This is a genomic window from Roseovarius gaetbuli (genome assembly GCF_900172365.1).
Taxonomy (GTDB): domain Bacteria; phylum Pseudomonadota; class Alphaproteobacteria; order Rhodobacterales; family Rhodobacteraceae; genus Roseovarius; species Roseovarius gaetbuli.
Map to the genome: position 1 here is coordinate 13548 of NZ_FWFJ01000012.1, position 15224 is coordinate 28771.

Consider the following 15224-nt stretch of genomic DNA (forward strand, 5'->3'; position numbering starts at 1 on the left):
AAACGTCGGCCACGAAAAATCACAAAAATTAAATGCTCTAAAAGAGGGAGCACGGTCATGCGCGACGACGTAATCAACCACCAGATTTGGCTCGCCATTGGCAAGACGAATCGGGGCAAGAGTAAAGCCTCGCGAACGTCCTTACGGGCGCTCAACAGGATGTTCGAGGAGCCGTCCCGCGACAACTCGATCACCTACGCCGAGTATATGAAGCTGGGCGAGTCGAAAGAGGGAAAGGCGGTCCAGGGCGAAAAGAAAGCCGCCGCTGGCTTCCTGGTCGCGGGCAAATTCAAGAACGGCTCGCGCAAGATCGGGGATATGGTCGGTCGGTCTGGTATCCAGATCGACATCGACTACGCGACCCCCGAGCAGGCAGAGTTCATCTTGAGCGGCTTGGCCGAGATCAACGAATGGGCCTATCTCTGGCACACAACCCGGGCGCATTGCGACGAAAAGCCCCGGATACGGATCATCGTGCCGCTCACGCGCATGGTGGACGGTGACGAGGCGAACGCGATCACCCGCTACCTGGCGTTGACCCTGGCCGATGACCCGAGAGAGGCTATCGAAATCCCCGATCTGGTCAGCTTCCGGCCCAACCAGATCATGTACCTGCCGTCGGTCTCGCGCATGCAGGAGTATCGGCACGGGTTCCACGGGGACTCACCGATCCTAAACCCCGACGAGTTCTTGGCCGCTCATCCCGATTGGCAGGACTATACCAAGCTGCCGCGCCAGGACGACGAGAACAGCGCCGAGAACACGACCGGCAAGACCTCTATGGAGGACCCGACCGAGAAGCCCGGCGTGATCGGTGCTTTCTGCCGCGCATACGGGGCCGAGGAGGCGATTGCCGAGTTCCTCGACGACATCTACGTGCCGGGGCAATCCTCGGGCACTGACATCCGCTATACCTACGCCTTGGGCTCGGCCTACAACGGCGTGGTGATCTATGACGATACGTTCGTCCAGTCGTTCCACGGCACCGACCCGGCAGACGGGCAGCACAACATATTCGACCTCGTGCGAATCCATAAATTCGGCCACCTGGACGAGGATGCCAACGGCAACACCGGGCCGGGCAACATGCCGTCCTTCAAGGCGATGACCGAGTGGGCTCTGAAAGACGAGCTGGTCAAGAAAGAACGGGCCAACGCTCTCGCCTTTGATGATGAAGAGTTCGACGACCTGGAGGACGACGACGGCGTTGCAGACGAGGCCGACCTTCTCTCGACCGACGACGATGGGGAAGACAATAACTCCGACTTCGACGATCTGCCGGACGAAGGCGAGCCCGAGTCGAAGCCGAAAAAGAAAGCCAAGGATAAGAAGGCCGAGGCCGAGGACGACGGATCGCCGTGGCAAGAGCGTCTGGTCCTGAACAAGATCGATCAGGTCGAGAAGTCCAAGTTCAACTGCATCCTGATCATCACCAATGACCGGCGGATCGCGCCCAACATCGCCTACAACGAATTGAGCGGCGGCCCGGACGCTATGGGCCTGCTCCGTTTTTCCAAGGTAGACGTGCCGCAACCGCCGATCATCCACTACGGCGACAACACCTGGGCCTCTCCGGCGTTCCAGAAGATCATGCACAAGGCCAAGGTGGGCCGGAAGTGGACCGACATCGACACGGCGGCTCTGGCCTACTGCCTTTCCGCGCCGACGCGTGACAAGGGCTACGGCAAGGACTTCGTGAACCAGGACGTCAAACACGGGATGATGCTGGCCGCCCAGCGCAACAGCTACAACCCGGTTCTCCGGCGTCTGGAACTGACCGAATGGGACGGCGTGGCCCGTGTCGAGACCTTCTTCCTAGATTGGCTCGGCTGCGTGGACAACGCCTACCACCGGGAACTGGCGCTCCTCTGGTTCATGGCGGCCATCGCGCGGCTCTATGAGCCCGGTCTGTTGAATGTCACTGAGAACTGACCCGGGTTTGTCACCGAGATTTGACCCGCTCAGTCGTTATGCTTTCTGCGTCATGATGTGGTCAATGGTGTTTTCTCTTTTCGTTTCTGTTTCGCAATCTCGGAGCTGGCTTTGAAGCGATAGCTGTCGTTGCCGGTCTCAAGGATGTGGCAGCGGTGCGTCAGCCGATCGAGGAGTGCGGTAGTCATCTTGGCGTCTCCGAAGACCGTGGCCCATTCGCTGAAGCTGAGGTTGGTGGTGATGACCACGCTGGTGCGCTCGTAGAGCTTGCTGAGAAGGTGGAACAGCAAAGCACCGCCTGAGGTGCTGAACGGCAGATAGCCCAGCTCGTCCAAGATCACCAAATCCGTCTTGATTAGCGCCTCGGCGATCTTTCCAGCTTTGCCAAGGGCCTTTTCCTGTTCCAGCGCATTGACCAGTTCGACGGTTGAGAAGAAGCGAACACGTTTGCGGTGATGTTCGATGGCCTGAACGCCGAGGGCGGTCGCGACATGCGATTTCCCAGTGCCAGGCCCGCCGATCAAGACCACGTTCTCGGCTGCATCCATGAACTCACATCGGTGCAGCTGGCGCACGAGGGCTTCGTTGATCTCGCTGGCAGCGAAGTCAAAACCAGAGAGATCCTTGTAAGCCGGGAAGCGGGCTGCCTTCATGTGGTAGGCAATGGAACGCACCTCACGTTCTGCCATTTCCGCCTTGAGCAATTGTGAGAGCATGGGGACAGCTGCATCGAATGCAGGTGCCCCCTGTTCGATCAGATCGCCAACGGCCTGCGCCATGCCCGGCATCTTCAGGCTGCGCAGCATGATAACAATGGCGGCTCCAGCAGGATCATGACGCATGGCGCGTACCTCCCTGCCGCAGCCCGTCGTAGCGGCTGACATTGGCCTCAGGTTCCTTACTCAGGGCCAGAGCCGATGGTGGCGTCACATCGGGCTGGTCGGTCGGAGTGCCGTCCACCAACCTGTGAAGCAGGTTCAGCACATGGGTTTTGGTTGGCACGCCTGCTTCCAGTGCCATCTCCACGGCACAGAGCACGGCCTGTTCTTCGTGGTGCAGAACGAGCGATAAGATATCGACCATCTCTCGATCTCCTGCGGGCTTACGCAGTAATTGATCCTGCAATTGTCGGAAAGGATCGGGCATTTCCAGGAATGGGGCACCATTGCGCAGCGCCCCCGGTTTGCGCTGGACCACCGCCAGATAATGCCGCCAGTCATAGATGACGCGCCCAGGCTGGCGGTGGGATCTTTCAATGATGCGCTCATGGGTGCAAATGACCTGCCCCTCGGTAACAACGACCAATTTCTCAGGGTAGATGTGCAGGCTGACACGGCGGTTTGCGAAGCTTGCGGGCACAGAGTAGCGGTTGCGATCAAAGGTGATCAAGCAGGTTGGTGACACACGCTTGCTCAGCTCAACAAAGCCGTCAAAGGCTGTTGGCAGCGGCATCAGCGCGGCTTTCTCGGTCTCCCAGGCATCGGCAATACTACCGGGCAAACTGCCGTGCGCAGTCTCAGCCCACAGCACCGTGCACCGATCTTCCAGCCAGTTGTTCAGCGCTTTAAGGTCAGGGAAGACAGGGGCGACCTGCCACAATCGATGGCGCGCATCGCGGACATTCTTCTCAACCTGACCTTTCTCCCACCCGGCAGCTGGATTGCAGAACTCTGGCTCAAAGACGTAGTGGCTTGTCATCGTCAAGAAACGGGCGTTCACATCGCGTTGCTTGCCGCGCCCAACCCTGTCCACTGCCGTCTTCATGTTGTCATAGATGCCGCGGCCTGGGATGCCACCGAACACACGAAAGGCATGCCAGTGGGCATCAAACAGCATTTCATGCGTCTGTAACAAATAGGCCCGCACCAAAAATGCGCGGCTGTGTGACAACTTGATATGGGCCACTTGAAGCTTGATGCGTTCGCCGTCGATCACGGCCCAATCTTCGCTCCAATCAAACTGGAAAGCCTCGCCAGGTTGAAACACCAGCGGCACGAATGTCCCCCGCCCAGTCGTTTGCTGTGCATGCTGCCGATCTGCTTTCCACGCCCGCACAAAAGCTGCAACGCGTTCATAAGACCCGTCAAAACCCAGTTGCACCAGATCCGCATGCATCTGCTTGGCAGTACGCCGGTCTTTGCGCGATTTACGCTGCTCCGCCAGCAACCAGCCCGACAGTTTTTCCGCAAACGGATCCAGCTTGCTTGGCCGTGTCGGCGTCCTGAAATTGGGCTCGACTATATCAGCCCGCAGATACTTCCTGATGGTGTTGCGAGACAGCCCTGTCCGCCGTGAAATCTCGCGAATGGGCATCTTGTCCCTCAAAGCCCATCGTCGAATTACGCTCAAAAATCCCATGTCTATCACTCCAATAACCCCCGACAAATCCCGTCAGGGGCACGGTTGCACATGGGTCACTTCTCAATGACAATTCTGAACTCTACCGGGTCAGTTCTCAGTGACATTCAACATACGGATGATATGCTGATGCGGGCGACGCAACATTGAGTAGGCTTGCACTAATGGGCGATGCAAACTGCGCTGTGATCATTTAGGGACGGAACCGGGAGCCGGTTCGCTGATCTAAGATGCCTTTTTGACTGGGTCCACTTGACGCCCACATGGGTATGAAATACTACCTGAATTAGTTGAGCGGGCGTTGTGTAGTGGTAAGACCTTAGCCTTCCAAGCTAATGACGCGGGTTCGATTCCCGCCGCCCGCTCCAGAAATTCTTATCTGACAAATAACCTGCAAAACATGTTATGGTGTTTGGTTAAGTATTTGTTTTAAAAGATATAATTTAAAATTGAACAACAGCCTTCCAAGCTGATGATACGAGTTCGATTCCCTTCGCACGCTCCAGCATTTGCCTGATTATGGCGTTTTCCCCGGTCTTGACCCCTGTGGTCGATCTGTCCCCTTGACCCCGGCGCGCTGCCCGGCCAAGAAACAAGATCAAATGATGAGGGATGAAGACGAATGGCGCGCACGCCCAAGACTGCCGAATTGCAGGACCGCGAAAAATCGAAACGTGTAGGTGCATTGGCCGCGCTCTGGCCGTTTCTGCGCCCTTATCGCCCGCTTTTGGCTGCGGCCGTTCTGGCGCTTGCCCTGACGGCGAGTGTGGCGCTTGTGCTGCCGCTGGCGGTGCGCCGCGTGGTCGACAATTTCGGCATCGAAGATGGTGCCATTCTGGATCAGTATTTCGCCGCAGCCCTGCTGATCGCGGCGCTTTTGGCGGTTGGCACCGGGCTTCGCTATATGCTTGTCACCCGGTTGGGCGAGCGGGTCGTGGCCGATATACGCAAGGCGGTGTTTGATCGCGTGATCGCCATGAGCCCGGCATTTTTCGAGCGTCTGATGACCGGCGAAGTGCTTAGCCGGATCACCACCGACACCACGCTTATCCTCTCGGTCATAAGCTCTTCTGTCTCAATTGCGTTGCGTAACCTTTTGATTTTCCTTGGTGGCATGGGCTTGATGCTGTTCACCTCGCCCAAGCTTACCGGCATGGTGTTGCTGATCGTGCCGCTGGTGATCGTGCCGATCCTGACGCTGGGGCGCAAGATGCGGGTGCTGAGCCGCGAAAACCAGGATTGGATCGCCAACAGTTCCGGCAATGCCTCTGAGGCGCTGTCGTCGGTGCAGACGGTTCAGGCCTTTACCCACGAGGCCGAGAGCCGCGCGCGCTTTGCCTATGTCACCGAGCGCAGCCATGACGCCGCGCGCCGCCGGATCAACACCCGCGCCCTGATGACGGTGATCGTGATCTTCCTGGTGTTTACCGGCGTCGTCGGCGTGCTCTGGATGGGCGCGCGCGATGTGCGCGCGGGCGGCATGACCGCCGGCAGCCTTGTGCAATTCGTGATCTATTCGGTGATGGTCGCCGGGGCCGTTGCGGCGCTCTCGGAAATCTGGGGCGAGCTTCAGCGCGCCGCCGGGGCCACCGAGCGCCTTGTCGAGCTGCTTCAGGCCGATGATCCGGTCACCGACCCGAGCGACCCCAAGCCGGTGCCGCGCCCGGTGAAAGGCGCGATTGCCTTTGAAGGCGTGCGTTTCTCCTATCCCTCGCGGCCCGGCATTCTGGCGCTGGATGATCTCAACCTGGCGATCAAGGCTGGTGAAACCGTGGCGCTTGTCGGGCCCTCGGGCGCGGGCAAGACCAGCGTGATCCAGATGATCCAGCGGTTTTACGATCCTGACGAGGGCCGCGTGACACTGGATGGTGTGGCGCTGTCGGATATGGCGCGCCATGATTTCCGCCGTGACCTTGCGCTTGTGCCGCAAGACCCGGTGATTTTTGCCGCCTCGGCGCGTGACAACATCCGCTTTGGCCGTCTTGACGCCAGCGACGCCGAGGTCGAAGAGGCCGCCCGCGCCGCCGCCGCCTATGACTTTATCACCGCCTTGCCGGAGGGGTTTAATACCTACGTGGGCGAGCGTGGCGTGATGCTCTCGGGTGGTCAGAAACAGCGGATCGCCATCGCCCGCGCCATCCTGCGCGACGCGCCGGTCCTGTTGCTCGACGAGGCGACCTCGTCGCTTGACGCCGAAAGCGAGCGCGCGGTGCAGCATGCGGTCGACGCCATGGCGCGCACCCGCACCACGATCATCGTCGCCCACCGTCTGGCGACCGTCAAAAAGGCCGACCGGATCGTGGTGATGGATCAGGGCCGCATCGTGGCGCAGGGCACCCATGATAGCCTTGTGGCCGAGAACGGACTTTACGCCCGCCTTGCGCGGCTTCAGTTCACCGATGGTGAGGCGGCTTAAGGCAAATTCCCCTGGTGCGGCTGGCCTGCTTGGCGCACTGATAGACCAGTAACCTTAGTAAACGGAGACACGACATGGGACTTTTGAACTTCATGAAGAGTGCGGGCAAATCGCTTTTTGGCGGTGACGACGCACCCGAACCCGAAGCGCTAAAGAAAGAGCTGGCCGATCTTGGGCTTGATGCGAAAGGTCTCGATATCGAGGTCGATGGCGATACCGTCAAGGTAAGCGGCACCGCCGTCAGCCAGGAAGCCAAGGAAAAGGTTCTTCTGGCCGTTGGCAACGTGGCCGGTGTGGCCGCCGTCGAGGACAATGCAGGCGGCGCAGAGCCGGTGTTTCACGAGGTAAAGAAAGGCGATACCCTTTGGGCGATTTCCGCCGCGACCCTTGGCAATGGCGCACGCTACGAAGAGATTTTCGAGGCCAACAAGCCGATGCTCTCGCACCCCGACAAGATCTATCCCGGTCAGGTTCTGCGCATTCCACAGGCGTGATCGAAGGCCTGTCGTAACAGGGCCGGGCAGGGGAGACCTTGCCCGGCCTTTTTTACGACCGTTTCTCGGGGCGCCATCTGCGCACAATCCGCGACATTCGCCCCTTGCCGTGTGCCCGCCAATTTGGGATAACTGCCGCGAACTGACAGGAGTCGCCGATGTCCGCGCGTATTTACCAACCCGCCCGCAACGCCATGCAGTCCGGCACGGGCAAGACCAAATACTGGGTGCTTGAGTATGTCTCGGACAGCGCGCGCGAGGTTGATCCGCTGATGGGCTGGACCTCGTCCACCGATACACAGGCGCAGGTGCGGCTTCGGTTCGACACCAAAGAGGCCGCGCTTGATTACGCCAAGGCGCAGGGCATCGACGCAGAGGTGCAAGAGCCCCACAAACGCAAACAGAACATCCGCCCCGGTGGCTACAGCGAGAATTTCTCGACCTCCCGTCGTCAGGTCTGGACCCACTAAGACCCTGTAAATATGGGTGAATATCCCGAAAATTGCCTCTGCGCCCCGGTGCGGAACGTGATTTTGGTTTACATCTTACCTTGTTAACAATTGCGGTCACAGTGACCGACGGGCGGCTTTTGAGGCCGCCCAAATCTTTTCAAGCCCGGCTGGAGCCTGTTGATAATGACCATCACCCACCTTGTGACCCATTCCGGGGGCTTTCATGCTGATGAGCTGTTGTCCTCGGTGATCCTGACGCGGGTGTTTCCCGCAGCAGAGCTGATCCGCAGCCGCGACAAGGCCTGGATCACGCCCGGCGAGGACCGAATTATCTATGATGTGGGCGGTGATTTTGATGCCGAGGCGCAGATTTTCGATCACCACCAGCGGCCCAACCCGCTGCGCGAGGATGGTCAACCCTATAGCTCTTTCGGTTTGATCTGGGCTCGGTATGGCCGCGATTACCTGCGCGCGATGGAGGTGCCCGAGCATGACATCGAGACAATCCACGACTCGTTTGATCGCGGTTTTGTTCTGCCGGTCGATTTGCTTGATAATGGTGCGGTCAATGCCTCCGAGGCCGGACCGCTCTTTGCCGGGCTGACCTTGCCGGTGTTGCTCGAAAGCCTGAAACCGGTCTTTGACGAGAACGAAGACGGGGTCGATGACCGCGCGTTCATGGCCGCCTTGCCCGTGGCGCGGGCTTTCGTCGAGGCACAGATCAAACGCCGGGCCGCGAAATACCGCGCCGAGGCGATGGTGATGGCGGCCATTGAGGCGGCCGGTGAGGGCCGCGTTCTGGAGCTTCCGATGGGCATGCCGTTTCGGGCGGGTGTGGAAAAGGCGGGCGCCGATCACCTCTTGTTCGTGGTCCATCCGCGTGGGGCGGATTGGACGCTGACCACGATCCGTTTGGGCGGCGACACCTTTGAAAGCCGCGCCGATCTTCCCGCCGCTTGGGCGGGCTTGACCGATGCCACACTGGAAGCCGCCAGCGGCGTTGCGGGCGCAAAGTTCTGTCACAACGGGCGGTTCATTGCCGTGGCGACCTCGCGTGACGCGATCCTTGAAATGGCCAATCTCGCGGTGACCGAGGCCTTGGCCGAGGCATTGTCGGGATAGCTTTAAGAGCGGCCTGCCAGCGTGAGGTCGGCGCCCCGGCGCCGGGCCATGTTGATGCGGATCAAAGACCATTGAGCGCTTTGCTATTATGATTGTGCGAGCAATCTTAAAGGAGACGTTTTATGAGTTTGAAATCCGCTGGCGGAGCGGCTCTGCCTGACATCGAAACGCCTGAGGATCTGGATCAGGTCATCACGCTGCGCCAATCCTTTGAGAATGGCGAATACCCCTATGACACGAAAATGGGGCGGTCCGAATATGAGGCCATGAAAGCCAAGCTTCAGGCCGAGCTGCTCAAAGTTCAAATCTGGGCGCAGGAGACCGGGCAGAAGTTCGTGCTTTTGTTCGAGGGGCGCGATGCGGCGGGCAAGGGCGGCACGATCAAGCGCTTTACCGAGCATCTCAATCCGCGCGCGGCGCGGGTGGTGGCCCTGAACAAACCCACCGATACCGAACGTGGCCAGTGGTTTTTCCAGCGTTATATCGAACATCTGCCGACCTCGGGTGAAATCGTGCTTTATGACCGCTCGTGGTACAATCGCGCGGGCGTTGAACGGGTCATGGGGTTTTGCGAGCCGCATGAATACCTTGAATTCATGCGCCAGACACCCGAGCTTGAACGCATGTTGGTGCGCTCTGGTATCCGGCTTTATAAATACTGGTTCTCGGTCACTCAGGACGAGCAGAAGCGCCGCTTTGACAGCCGCGCCACCGACCCCCTGAAACAGTGGAAGCTTAGCCCGATTGACAAGCAAAGCCTTGGCAAATGGCAGGAATATACCGATGCGAAAGAGGCGATGTTCTTTTACACCGACACCGCTGATGCGCCTTGGACGGTGGTCAAATCCAACGACAAGAAACGCGCGCGGCTGAACTGCATGCTGCATTTCCTCAGTTCGCTGGATTATCCGGGCAAAGACCTTGAGATCGCCCATGCCCCCGATCCGCAGATCATCTCGACCGCGCAGCACGTGTTGCACGGGGCCGATCAGATTCTTGGTAAAACCTCGCATCCGGCGGCGGATCGCAAGGCGCGCTGATCTTCGCCGATGCCCTCTGCCTGCGCGCGTCACCGGCTTGCGGCGCGCAGGCGGCGCGGCTAATGCTAAAGCCATGAAAACACTTATGCCTTATGCCCTTGCGGCCTCGCTTTGCCTGCCTGTGACGCAACCGGGCGCGCATCCGCATATCTTTGTTGATGTGGCGCTGCGCTTTACGGCGGACGGCGAGGGCCGTCTGGCAGAGGTCGAGGTCACCTGGAGCTATGACGATTTCTTTTCCCTGCTGATCCTGAGCGATATGGGCCTTGATCCGGATGGCGATGGCGTTCTGAGCGCGGCAGAGCTTGCGACGCTCAAGGGCTTTGATCTGGTGGAATGGCCCGAGGGGTTTGAGGGCGATCTTTTCATGTATCAGGGCGAGACCAAGATCGCGCTGGATCATCCGGTTCCAACCGGCGCCACGCTGCGCGATGGCCGGATCATCGCCACCCACACCCGAAGCTTTGGCCCACTCTCGGGCAAGTCCCTGCGCGTCGAGGCGTATGATCCGACCTATTACGTGGCCTATAGCCTCGCCGGGCCGATCACCCTGCCGGGGGGCTGTGCGCATAAGATCACCAAGCCCGATCTGGACGAAAGCCAGGAGAAATTCCGCCAGATGCTGTCAAGCATGACGGCTGAGGAGGAATTCGCCGGTGTTGATGTGGGCAACCTTTATTCCGACAGCCTAACCGTGACATGCACCGCCCCGTCCTGAGCCTTGCGGCGCTTGCGCTTTTGGGGCTGGTGATCTGGCTCTGGGGGCTTGGCGGAGCAGGCGAGATCAGCGCCTGGGCGCGCGCCGGACAGGTCGAGACCCAAAACGCCATGGCGCGGCTGTTGCGCAGCCTGCGCGCGGGCGAGCCGGGGGCGCTCGCGGGGCTTTTGGGGCTGTGTTTCGCCTATGGCTTTTTTCATGCGGCGGGGCCGGGGCATGGCAAGATCCTGATTGGCGGCTACGGCGTCGCCGCACGTGTCAGCGCGCTGCGCCTTGGGGCGCTGGCGCTTGCCTCTAGCCTTGCCCAAGCGGCGGCGGCGGTGGTTCTGGTTTATGCCGGCGTGCTGGTCTTCGATTTGACCCGACAGCGCATGACCGGATTGGCCGAGGATATCATGGCCCCTGCGAGCTTTGGCGCGATTGGGCTTATCGGGCTTTGGCTGGCGATCCGAGGGCTACGCCGCTGGTGGCGCGCACGCGCGCAGAGCACCCCCCAGACGAGTGGCAATCACGGGCACGATCACACTGCCTGCCAAAGTTGCGGCCATAAACACGGGCCAAGCCTTGCCGAGGCGGAGGCCGTCACCGGCTGGCGTGACGCCGCTGCCTTGATTGGCGCGGTGGCCATCCGCCCTTGTACCGGGGCGCTGTTCCTGCTGGTGCTCACCTGGCGCATGGGGCTTGATGTGGCGGGCATCCTTGGGGCCTTTGCCATGGGGCTTGGCACGGCGAGCGTGACGCTGGTTGTGGCCTTTGCCTCTGTGACCCTGCGCGAGGGCGCACTTGCGCGGCTGGCCACTCAGGGCGGCATGGCGCGCACGCTTCCGCTTTTGGAGATCGCGGCGGGCGTGTTTATTGCGGCAGTCTCAATGCATCTGATGCTTGGCACGCTTTGACGAGACTTGCGCAAAAGGCGCGCCCCGTCTAACGCCATGCCCATGCAACACCGCCTTACATATCGCCAGCACGCCCGCGCGGTGCTATTGCTTGGCCTGCCCTTGATCGGCAGCCATGTGGCGCAGTTTGCCATCAACCTGAGCGATGCTGTCATGCTTGGCTGGTATTCGGTCGAGGCTCTGGCCGCCGAAGTTCTGGGCGGGACGCTGTTTTTCGTGCTCTTCATCATGGGCTCGGGCTTTGCCTGGGCGGTGATGCCGATGGTTGCCTCGGCTGAGGCCTCGGGGCAGGAAACACAGGTGCGCAGGGTCACGCGCATGGGGCTTTGGGCCTCGCTGTTTTATGGCGTGCTGGCCTTGCCGGTGATGATCTGGTCAGAGGCGGTCTTTGCCCTTTTGGGGCAGGATCCGGACGTGGCGGAACTGGCCGGGCAATATCTTGAGATTGCCGGCTGGGGGATCGTGCCGGCCCTTTTGGTGATGGTGCTCAAATCCTATCTGGCGGCGCTGGAACGCACCAGCGTGGTGCTTTGGGTCACGCTGGCGGCGGTGGTGGTGAATGTGGGCATCAATTACCTGCTGATCTTCGGCAACCTCGGCTTTCCCGAACTGGGCGTGCGCGGCGCGGCGATCGCCTCGCTTCTGGTCAACACCGCCGCTCTGCTGGCGCTCGCCGTTTATGTCGCCGCAAGCGCGCCGGAGCACGCCATGTTCCAACGCTTCTGGCGCCCCGATTGGGAGGCGCTTGGCGCGGTGTTTCGCCTTGGTTGGCCGATTGGCCTTACCAGCCTGGCCGAGGTCGGGCTTTTCGCGGCGGCCTCGGTGATGATGGGCTGGCTGGGGACGCTGTCGCTTGCGGCACATGGCATCGCGCTTCAGGTGACCTCGGTGGTGTTCATGGTGCATATCGGCCTGTCGAACGTGGCCACGGTGCGCGCGGGTCAGGCCTTTGGGCGCGGTGACGGCGTGGCCTTGCGCGACGGCGCAAAGGTGGTGCTTGGCATGGCCGGGGCGGTGGCGGTGACGACGATGGTGATGTTCCTCGTCGTGCCTGACCTTTTGATAGGTGTGTTTCTTGACCCCGACGACCCCGACCGCGCGGCGGTGATGGCCGCCGGGCGACAGCTTTTGGCGGCGGCGGCGCTGTTTCAGCTGGTCGATGCGGCGCAGGTCTCGGCGCTAGGCTTGTTGCGCGGGGTGCAGGATACCCGCGTGCCGATGGTGATTGCCGCGCTCAGCTATTGGGCGGTCGGTGTGCCGGTCAGCTATGGACTGGGGTTCGTCTTCGGCTTTGGTGGCCCCGGTATCTGGCTGGGCCTCGCGGCGGGGCTGGCGCTGGCGGGCGTGTTCATGCTGGTGCGCTTCTGGGGCTGGTCGGCGCGCGGGGTGGGGGTGCAGGGAGTTTGAGTATTTGAGCCAAGAAGAAGCCGAGGGTCAGCCGTCTTTGAGCAGCCGATCCGCCTTTTTGCGCACCAGCACCGTGCGCAGATCATGCATCGCCAGCAGAAGGGAATCTGTGACCTCTTCGAGCTGATCCTCGGTGGCGCGCGATTGTGCCCAATGGGTGGTGGTGTTGAGGTAATCGACCGCCCGCAGGATATCGTCGATATCGCGGTGTTCGATCAGCTTGAGGCGCTCGGCCATCCACTCGCTGATGGCGGCGATATCCTCGTCCGTGAGGGCGCGGTCGCCATGCGGTTTGATTTCCGATTTGCGGATGTTGATGACGGCGATCTGTTCCATGTCGATACGGCGCTGTCGGTTCTCGGTATCAACCCGGAACACGAAAGCGCCGTTTTCACGGACCCTGAAATAATAGTCTGGCAGATCGCCCGCCATTGATACCTCTTACCCTAGCTCTGCGCAGAAGGTCTGAATGCGCGTGCAGGCCTCTTTGAGCGCCTCGTCAGAAGTAGCGTAGCTGACGCGAAAGTTTGGCGAAAGCCCAAAGGCGGCGCCAAAGACCACAGCGACGCCGGTTTCTTCCAGAAGGGCGGTGGCAAAGGCCTCGTCATTGTCGATCAGCGTGCCGGCCTTGCTGGTCTTGCCGATCAGCTCGGCGATGGAGGGGTAGACATAAAACGCGCCATTCGGGGTGGGGCATTCGATGCCGTCGATCTCGCTCAGCATGCTGACCACAAGATCGCGGCGGCGTTTGAATATGGCGTTATTGGCGGCGATGAAATCATGGCTGCCGTTCAGCGCCTCGACGGCCGCCCATTGGCTGATGGTGCAGGGGTTCGAGGTGCTTTGCGACTGGATCTTGCGCATCGCGCCGATCAGATCTTGCGGGCCCGCCGCATAGCCGATCCGCCAGCCGGTCATCGCATAGGCCTTGGAAACGCCATTGCAGGTGAGCGTGCGATCATAAAGCGCCGGTTCGACCTGGGCCGGGGTGCAGAATTCAAACCCGTCATAGGAGAGGTGCTCATACATGTCATCGGTCATCACCCAGACATGGGGATGGCGCAACAGCACATCGGTCAGAGCCTTGAGTTCATCCCAGGTATAGCCGGCCCCGGTGGGGTTGCTGGGCGAGTTGAAGATGAACCACTTGGTTTTCGGGGTGATCGCCGCCTCAAGCGCCTCGGGGCTGAGCTTGAAGCCGCTTTCGATGCCCGCAGGTGCGATCACCGGCTCGCCGCCCGCCAGCAGCACCATATCGGGATAGCTTACCCAATAGGGCGCGGGGATCACCACCTCGTCGCCGGGGTTCAGCGTCGCCATCAGCGCATTATAGAGGATCTGTTTGCCGCCGGTGCCGACGCTGACCTGTGCGGGCACATACTTGAGCCCGTTGTCGCGCTTGAACTTGGCACAGATCGCCGCCTTGAGCTCGGGGATGCCATCCACGGCGGTGTATTTGGTCTTGCCCGCCTCGATCGCGCGGATGCCGGCCGCCTTGATGTGGTCGGGCGTGTCGAAGTCCGGCTCGCCGGCGCCAAGGCCGATCACATCGCGACCGGCGGCTTTCAATTCCTGCGCCTTGGTGGTCACGGCAATCGTAGGCGAAGGTTTGACGCGCGAAAGTGTCGCGGAAAGGATGGACATGGCGTTCTCCGGTTTGAATTCACTCGTCAGATGTCATAGGTTGCACCAAAAGGTTGATCAAGCACGATCACCGGAAAGGAACATCATGACGACTGAGACGAACGACGGCTGGTTCGACCCCGAAGCGACAACATTTGGCGACCGGGTTGCGGGCGCGCGCGAGCGTACGGGCATGACCCAGGTCGAGATGGCCAAGCGCCTTGGCGTCAAGCTCAAGACCCTCAAGGGCTGGGAAGACGACCTGTCAGAGCCGCGCGCCAACAAGCTTTCGATGATGGCCGGGCTGTTGAATGTCTCGTTGCTGTGGCTGCTGTCGGGCGAGGGCGAAGGCCCCGATGGGCCCTCTGCCGGCGATCTGTCCCCCGATATCAACGAAATGCTGACCGAGATTCGCGATATTCGCGCTCAGCTTAGTCTTTCGACCGATCGCCTCGGGCGTCTTGAGAAAAACCTGCGCTCGAAACTGCGGGAAGAAGCGGGTGAGTGAGCTTCCCGAGCATCGCCTCAAGCGGCTTCGCATGCGATCCATGCGGCGCGGCATCAAGGAAATGGACATCATTCTGACCCGCTATGCCGAGGTTCGGCTTGCGGCGATGGATGGTGGCCAACTTGATGAATTTGAAGCACTTTTAGACGAAAACGACCAGGATTTATATCAGTGGGTCACCGGGCAGGTGGCCCCGCCCGCGCCCTTTGCCGGGCTGGTTGGGGATATCGCCGAGATTGCCTGTTCGGGAAAGTAGAT

Annotated in this window: 15 protein-coding genes and 1 tRNA gene; 12 read left to right on the forward strand and 4 right to left on the reverse strand. The window is 60.5% G+C overall.

The annotated features are described in order from the left end of the window. The first annotated feature begins 57 nt into the window (after window positions 1-57). On the forward strand, window positions 58-1932 hold the full coding sequence (locus ROG8370_RS07945) for a VapE domain-containing protein (protein WP_170925204.1): 1875 nt from the start codon (window positions 58-60) through the stop codon (window positions 1930-1932). A gap of 50 nt (window positions 1933-1982) precedes the next feature. Here the strand turns inward: ROG8370_RS07945 and istB are convergent, their stop codons facing one another. Both istB and istA read right to left on the reverse strand, forming a co-directional pair. Next, complete coding sequence (gene istB / locus ROG8370_RS07950) at window positions 1983-2774, reverse strand: IS21-like element helper ATPase IstB (RefSeq protein ID WP_085826558.1); 792 nt, start codon at window positions 2772-2774, stop codon at window positions 1983-1985. Beyond that, a complete protein-coding gene (istA, locus tag ROG8370_RS07955) occupies window positions 2764-4290 on the reverse strand; it encodes an IS21 family transposase (RefSeq protein WP_085826559.1) in 1527 nt (508 codons plus the stop codon). Before istA ends, istB begins: the two co-directional genes overlap by 11 nt. 294 nt (window positions 4291-4584) lie before the next feature. Here istA and ROG8370_RS07960 point away from each other — a divergent pair. The 9 genes from ROG8370_RS07960 (at window position 4585) to ROG8370_RS08000 (ending at window position 12835) form a co-directional block, all read left to right on the forward strand. Continuing rightward, window positions 4585-4658 (forward strand) — tRNA-Gly (locus ROG8370_RS07960). 254 nt (window positions 4659-4912) lie between these two features. Further along, window positions 4913-6706: an ABC transporter transmembrane domain-containing protein gene (locus ROG8370_RS07965; RefSeq protein WP_085826560.1), complete on the forward strand. Its 1794-nt coding sequence runs from the start codon at window positions 4913-4915 to the stop codon at window positions 6704-6706. Window positions 6707-6780: 74 nt separating this feature from the next. Continuing rightward, window positions 6781-7200: a peptidoglycan-binding protein LysM gene (lysM, locus tag ROG8370_RS07970; RefSeq protein ID WP_085826561.1), complete on the forward strand. Its 420-nt coding sequence runs from the start codon at window positions 6781-6783 to the stop codon at window positions 7198-7200. 158 nt (window positions 7201-7358) lie between these two features. Next, entirely contained in the window at window positions 7359-7670 is a 312-nt protein-coding gene (locus ROG8370_RS07975) for an ETC complex I subunit (protein WP_085826562.1), read from the forward strand. A 165-nt stretch (window positions 7671-7835) separates the two neighbouring features. After that, on the forward strand, window positions 7836-8774 hold the full coding sequence (locus ROG8370_RS07980; protein ID WP_085826563.1) for an MYG1 family protein: 939 nt from the start codon (window positions 7836-7838) through the stop codon (window positions 8772-8774). A 122-nt stretch (window positions 8775-8896) separates the two neighbouring features. After that, window positions 8897-9814 (forward strand): polyphosphate kinase 2, encoded by a 918-nt coding sequence (gene ppk2, locus ROG8370_RS07985; RefSeq protein ID WP_085826564.1) that lies wholly within the window; start codon window positions 8897-8899, stop codon window positions 9812-9814. Window positions 9815-9887: 73 nt separating this feature from the next. Continuing rightward, window positions 9888-10532 (forward strand): DUF1007 family protein, encoded by a 645-nt coding sequence (locus ROG8370_RS07990; protein WP_085826565.1) that lies wholly within the window; start codon window positions 9888-9890, stop codon window positions 10530-10532. After that, window positions 10514-11428 (forward strand): nickel/cobalt transporter, encoded by a 915-nt coding sequence (locus tag ROG8370_RS07995; protein WP_085826566.1) that lies wholly within the window; start codon window positions 10514-10516, stop codon window positions 11426-11428. Before ROG8370_RS07990 ends, ROG8370_RS07995 begins: the two co-directional genes overlap by 19 nt. A 42-nt stretch (window positions 11429-11470) precedes the next feature. Continuing rightward, window positions 11471-12835 carry an MATE family efflux transporter gene (locus ROG8370_RS08000; RefSeq protein ID WP_085826567.1) on the forward strand — a complete coding sequence of 455 codons (1365 nt, stop codon included), beginning with the start codon at window positions 11471-11473 and terminating at the stop codon, window positions 12833-12835. Window positions 12836-12862: 27 nt separating this feature from the next. On the opposite strand, the gene ROG8370_RS08005 is transcribed toward ROG8370_RS08000, so the two are convergent. Together ROG8370_RS08005 and ROG8370_RS08010 are read right to left on the reverse strand one after the other, a co-directional pair. Further along, on the reverse strand, window positions 12863-13267 hold the full coding sequence (locus tag ROG8370_RS08005; RefSeq protein ID WP_085826568.1) for a hypothetical protein: 405 nt from the start codon (window positions 13265-13267) through the stop codon (window positions 12863-12865). Between the two features lie 9 nt (window positions 13268-13276). After that, window positions 13277-14479, reverse strand: coding sequence for a pyridoxal phosphate-dependent aminotransferase (locus ROG8370_RS08010; protein WP_085826569.1), 1203 nt, complete (start codon window positions 14477-14479; stop codon window positions 13277-13279). Between the two features lie 85 nt (window positions 14480-14564). On the opposite strand from ROG8370_RS08010, the gene ROG8370_RS08015 reads away from it, so the two are divergent. Next, window positions 14565-14966 carry a helix-turn-helix domain-containing protein gene (locus tag ROG8370_RS08015; RefSeq protein WP_085826570.1) on the forward strand — a complete coding sequence of 134 codons (402 nt, stop codon included), beginning with the start codon at window positions 14565-14567 and terminating at the stop codon, window positions 14964-14966. Next, window positions 14959-15222: an FAD assembly factor SdhE gene (locus ROG8370_RS08020; protein WP_085826571.1), complete on the forward strand. Its 264-nt coding sequence runs from the start codon at window positions 14959-14961 to the stop codon at window positions 15220-15222. The genes ROG8370_RS08015 and ROG8370_RS08020 overlap by 8 nt, the downstream gene beginning before the upstream one ends. Window positions 15223-15224: the final 2 nt, after the last annotated feature.

What these genes read in the sequence shown, in the direction of transcription:
- ROG8370_RS07945 (WP_170925204.1), top strand. Translation starts at nt 58, where the DNA reads ATGCGCGACGACGTAATCAACCACCAGATTTGGCTCGCCATTGGCAAG.
- istB (WP_085826558.1), bottom strand. Translation starts at nt 2,774, where the DNA reads ATGCGTCATGATCCTGCTGGAGCCGCCATTGTTATCATGCTGCGCAGC.
- istA (WP_085826559.1), bottom strand. Translation starts at nt 4,290, where the DNA reads ATGGGATTTTTGAGCGTAATTCGACGATGGGCTTTGAGGGACAAGATG.
- ROG8370_RS07965 (WP_085826560.1), top strand. Translation starts at nt 4,913, where the DNA reads ATGGCGCGCACGCCCAAGACTGCCGAATTGCAGGACCGCGAAAAATCG.
- lysM (WP_085826561.1), top strand. Translation starts at nt 6,781, where the DNA reads ATGGGACTTTTGAACTTCATGAAGAGTGCGGGCAAATCGCTTTTTGGC.
- ROG8370_RS07975 (WP_085826562.1), top strand. Translation starts at nt 7,359, where the DNA reads ATGTCCGCGCGTATTTACCAACCCGCCCGCAACGCCATGCAGTCCGGC.
- ROG8370_RS07980 (WP_085826563.1), top strand. Translation starts at nt 7,836, where the DNA reads ATGACCATCACCCACCTTGTGACCCATTCCGGGGGCTTTCATGCTGAT.
- ppk2 (WP_085826564.1), top strand. Translation starts at nt 8,897, where the DNA reads ATGAGTTTGAAATCCGCTGGCGGAGCGGCTCTGCCTGACATCGAAACG.
- ROG8370_RS07990 (WP_085826565.1), top strand. Translation starts at nt 9,888, where the DNA reads ATGAAAACACTTATGCCTTATGCCCTTGCGGCCTCGCTTTGCCTGCCT.
- ROG8370_RS07995 (WP_085826566.1), top strand. Translation starts at nt 10,514, where the DNA reads ATGCACCGCCCCGTCCTGAGCCTTGCGGCGCTTGCGCTTTTGGGGCTG.
- ROG8370_RS08000 (WP_085826567.1), top strand. Translation starts at nt 11,471, where the DNA reads ATGCAACACCGCCTTACATATCGCCAGCACGCCCGCGCGGTGCTATTG.
- ROG8370_RS08005 (WP_085826568.1), bottom strand. Translation starts at nt 13,267, where the DNA reads ATGGCGGGCGATCTGCCAGACTATTATTTCAGGGTCCGTGAAAACGGC.
- ROG8370_RS08010 (WP_085826569.1), bottom strand. Translation starts at nt 14,479, where the DNA reads ATGTCCATCCTTTCCGCGACACTTTCGCGCGTCAAACCTTCGCCTACG.
- ROG8370_RS08015 (WP_085826570.1), top strand. Translation starts at nt 14,565, where the DNA reads ATGACGACTGAGACGAACGACGGCTGGTTCGACCCCGAAGCGACAACA.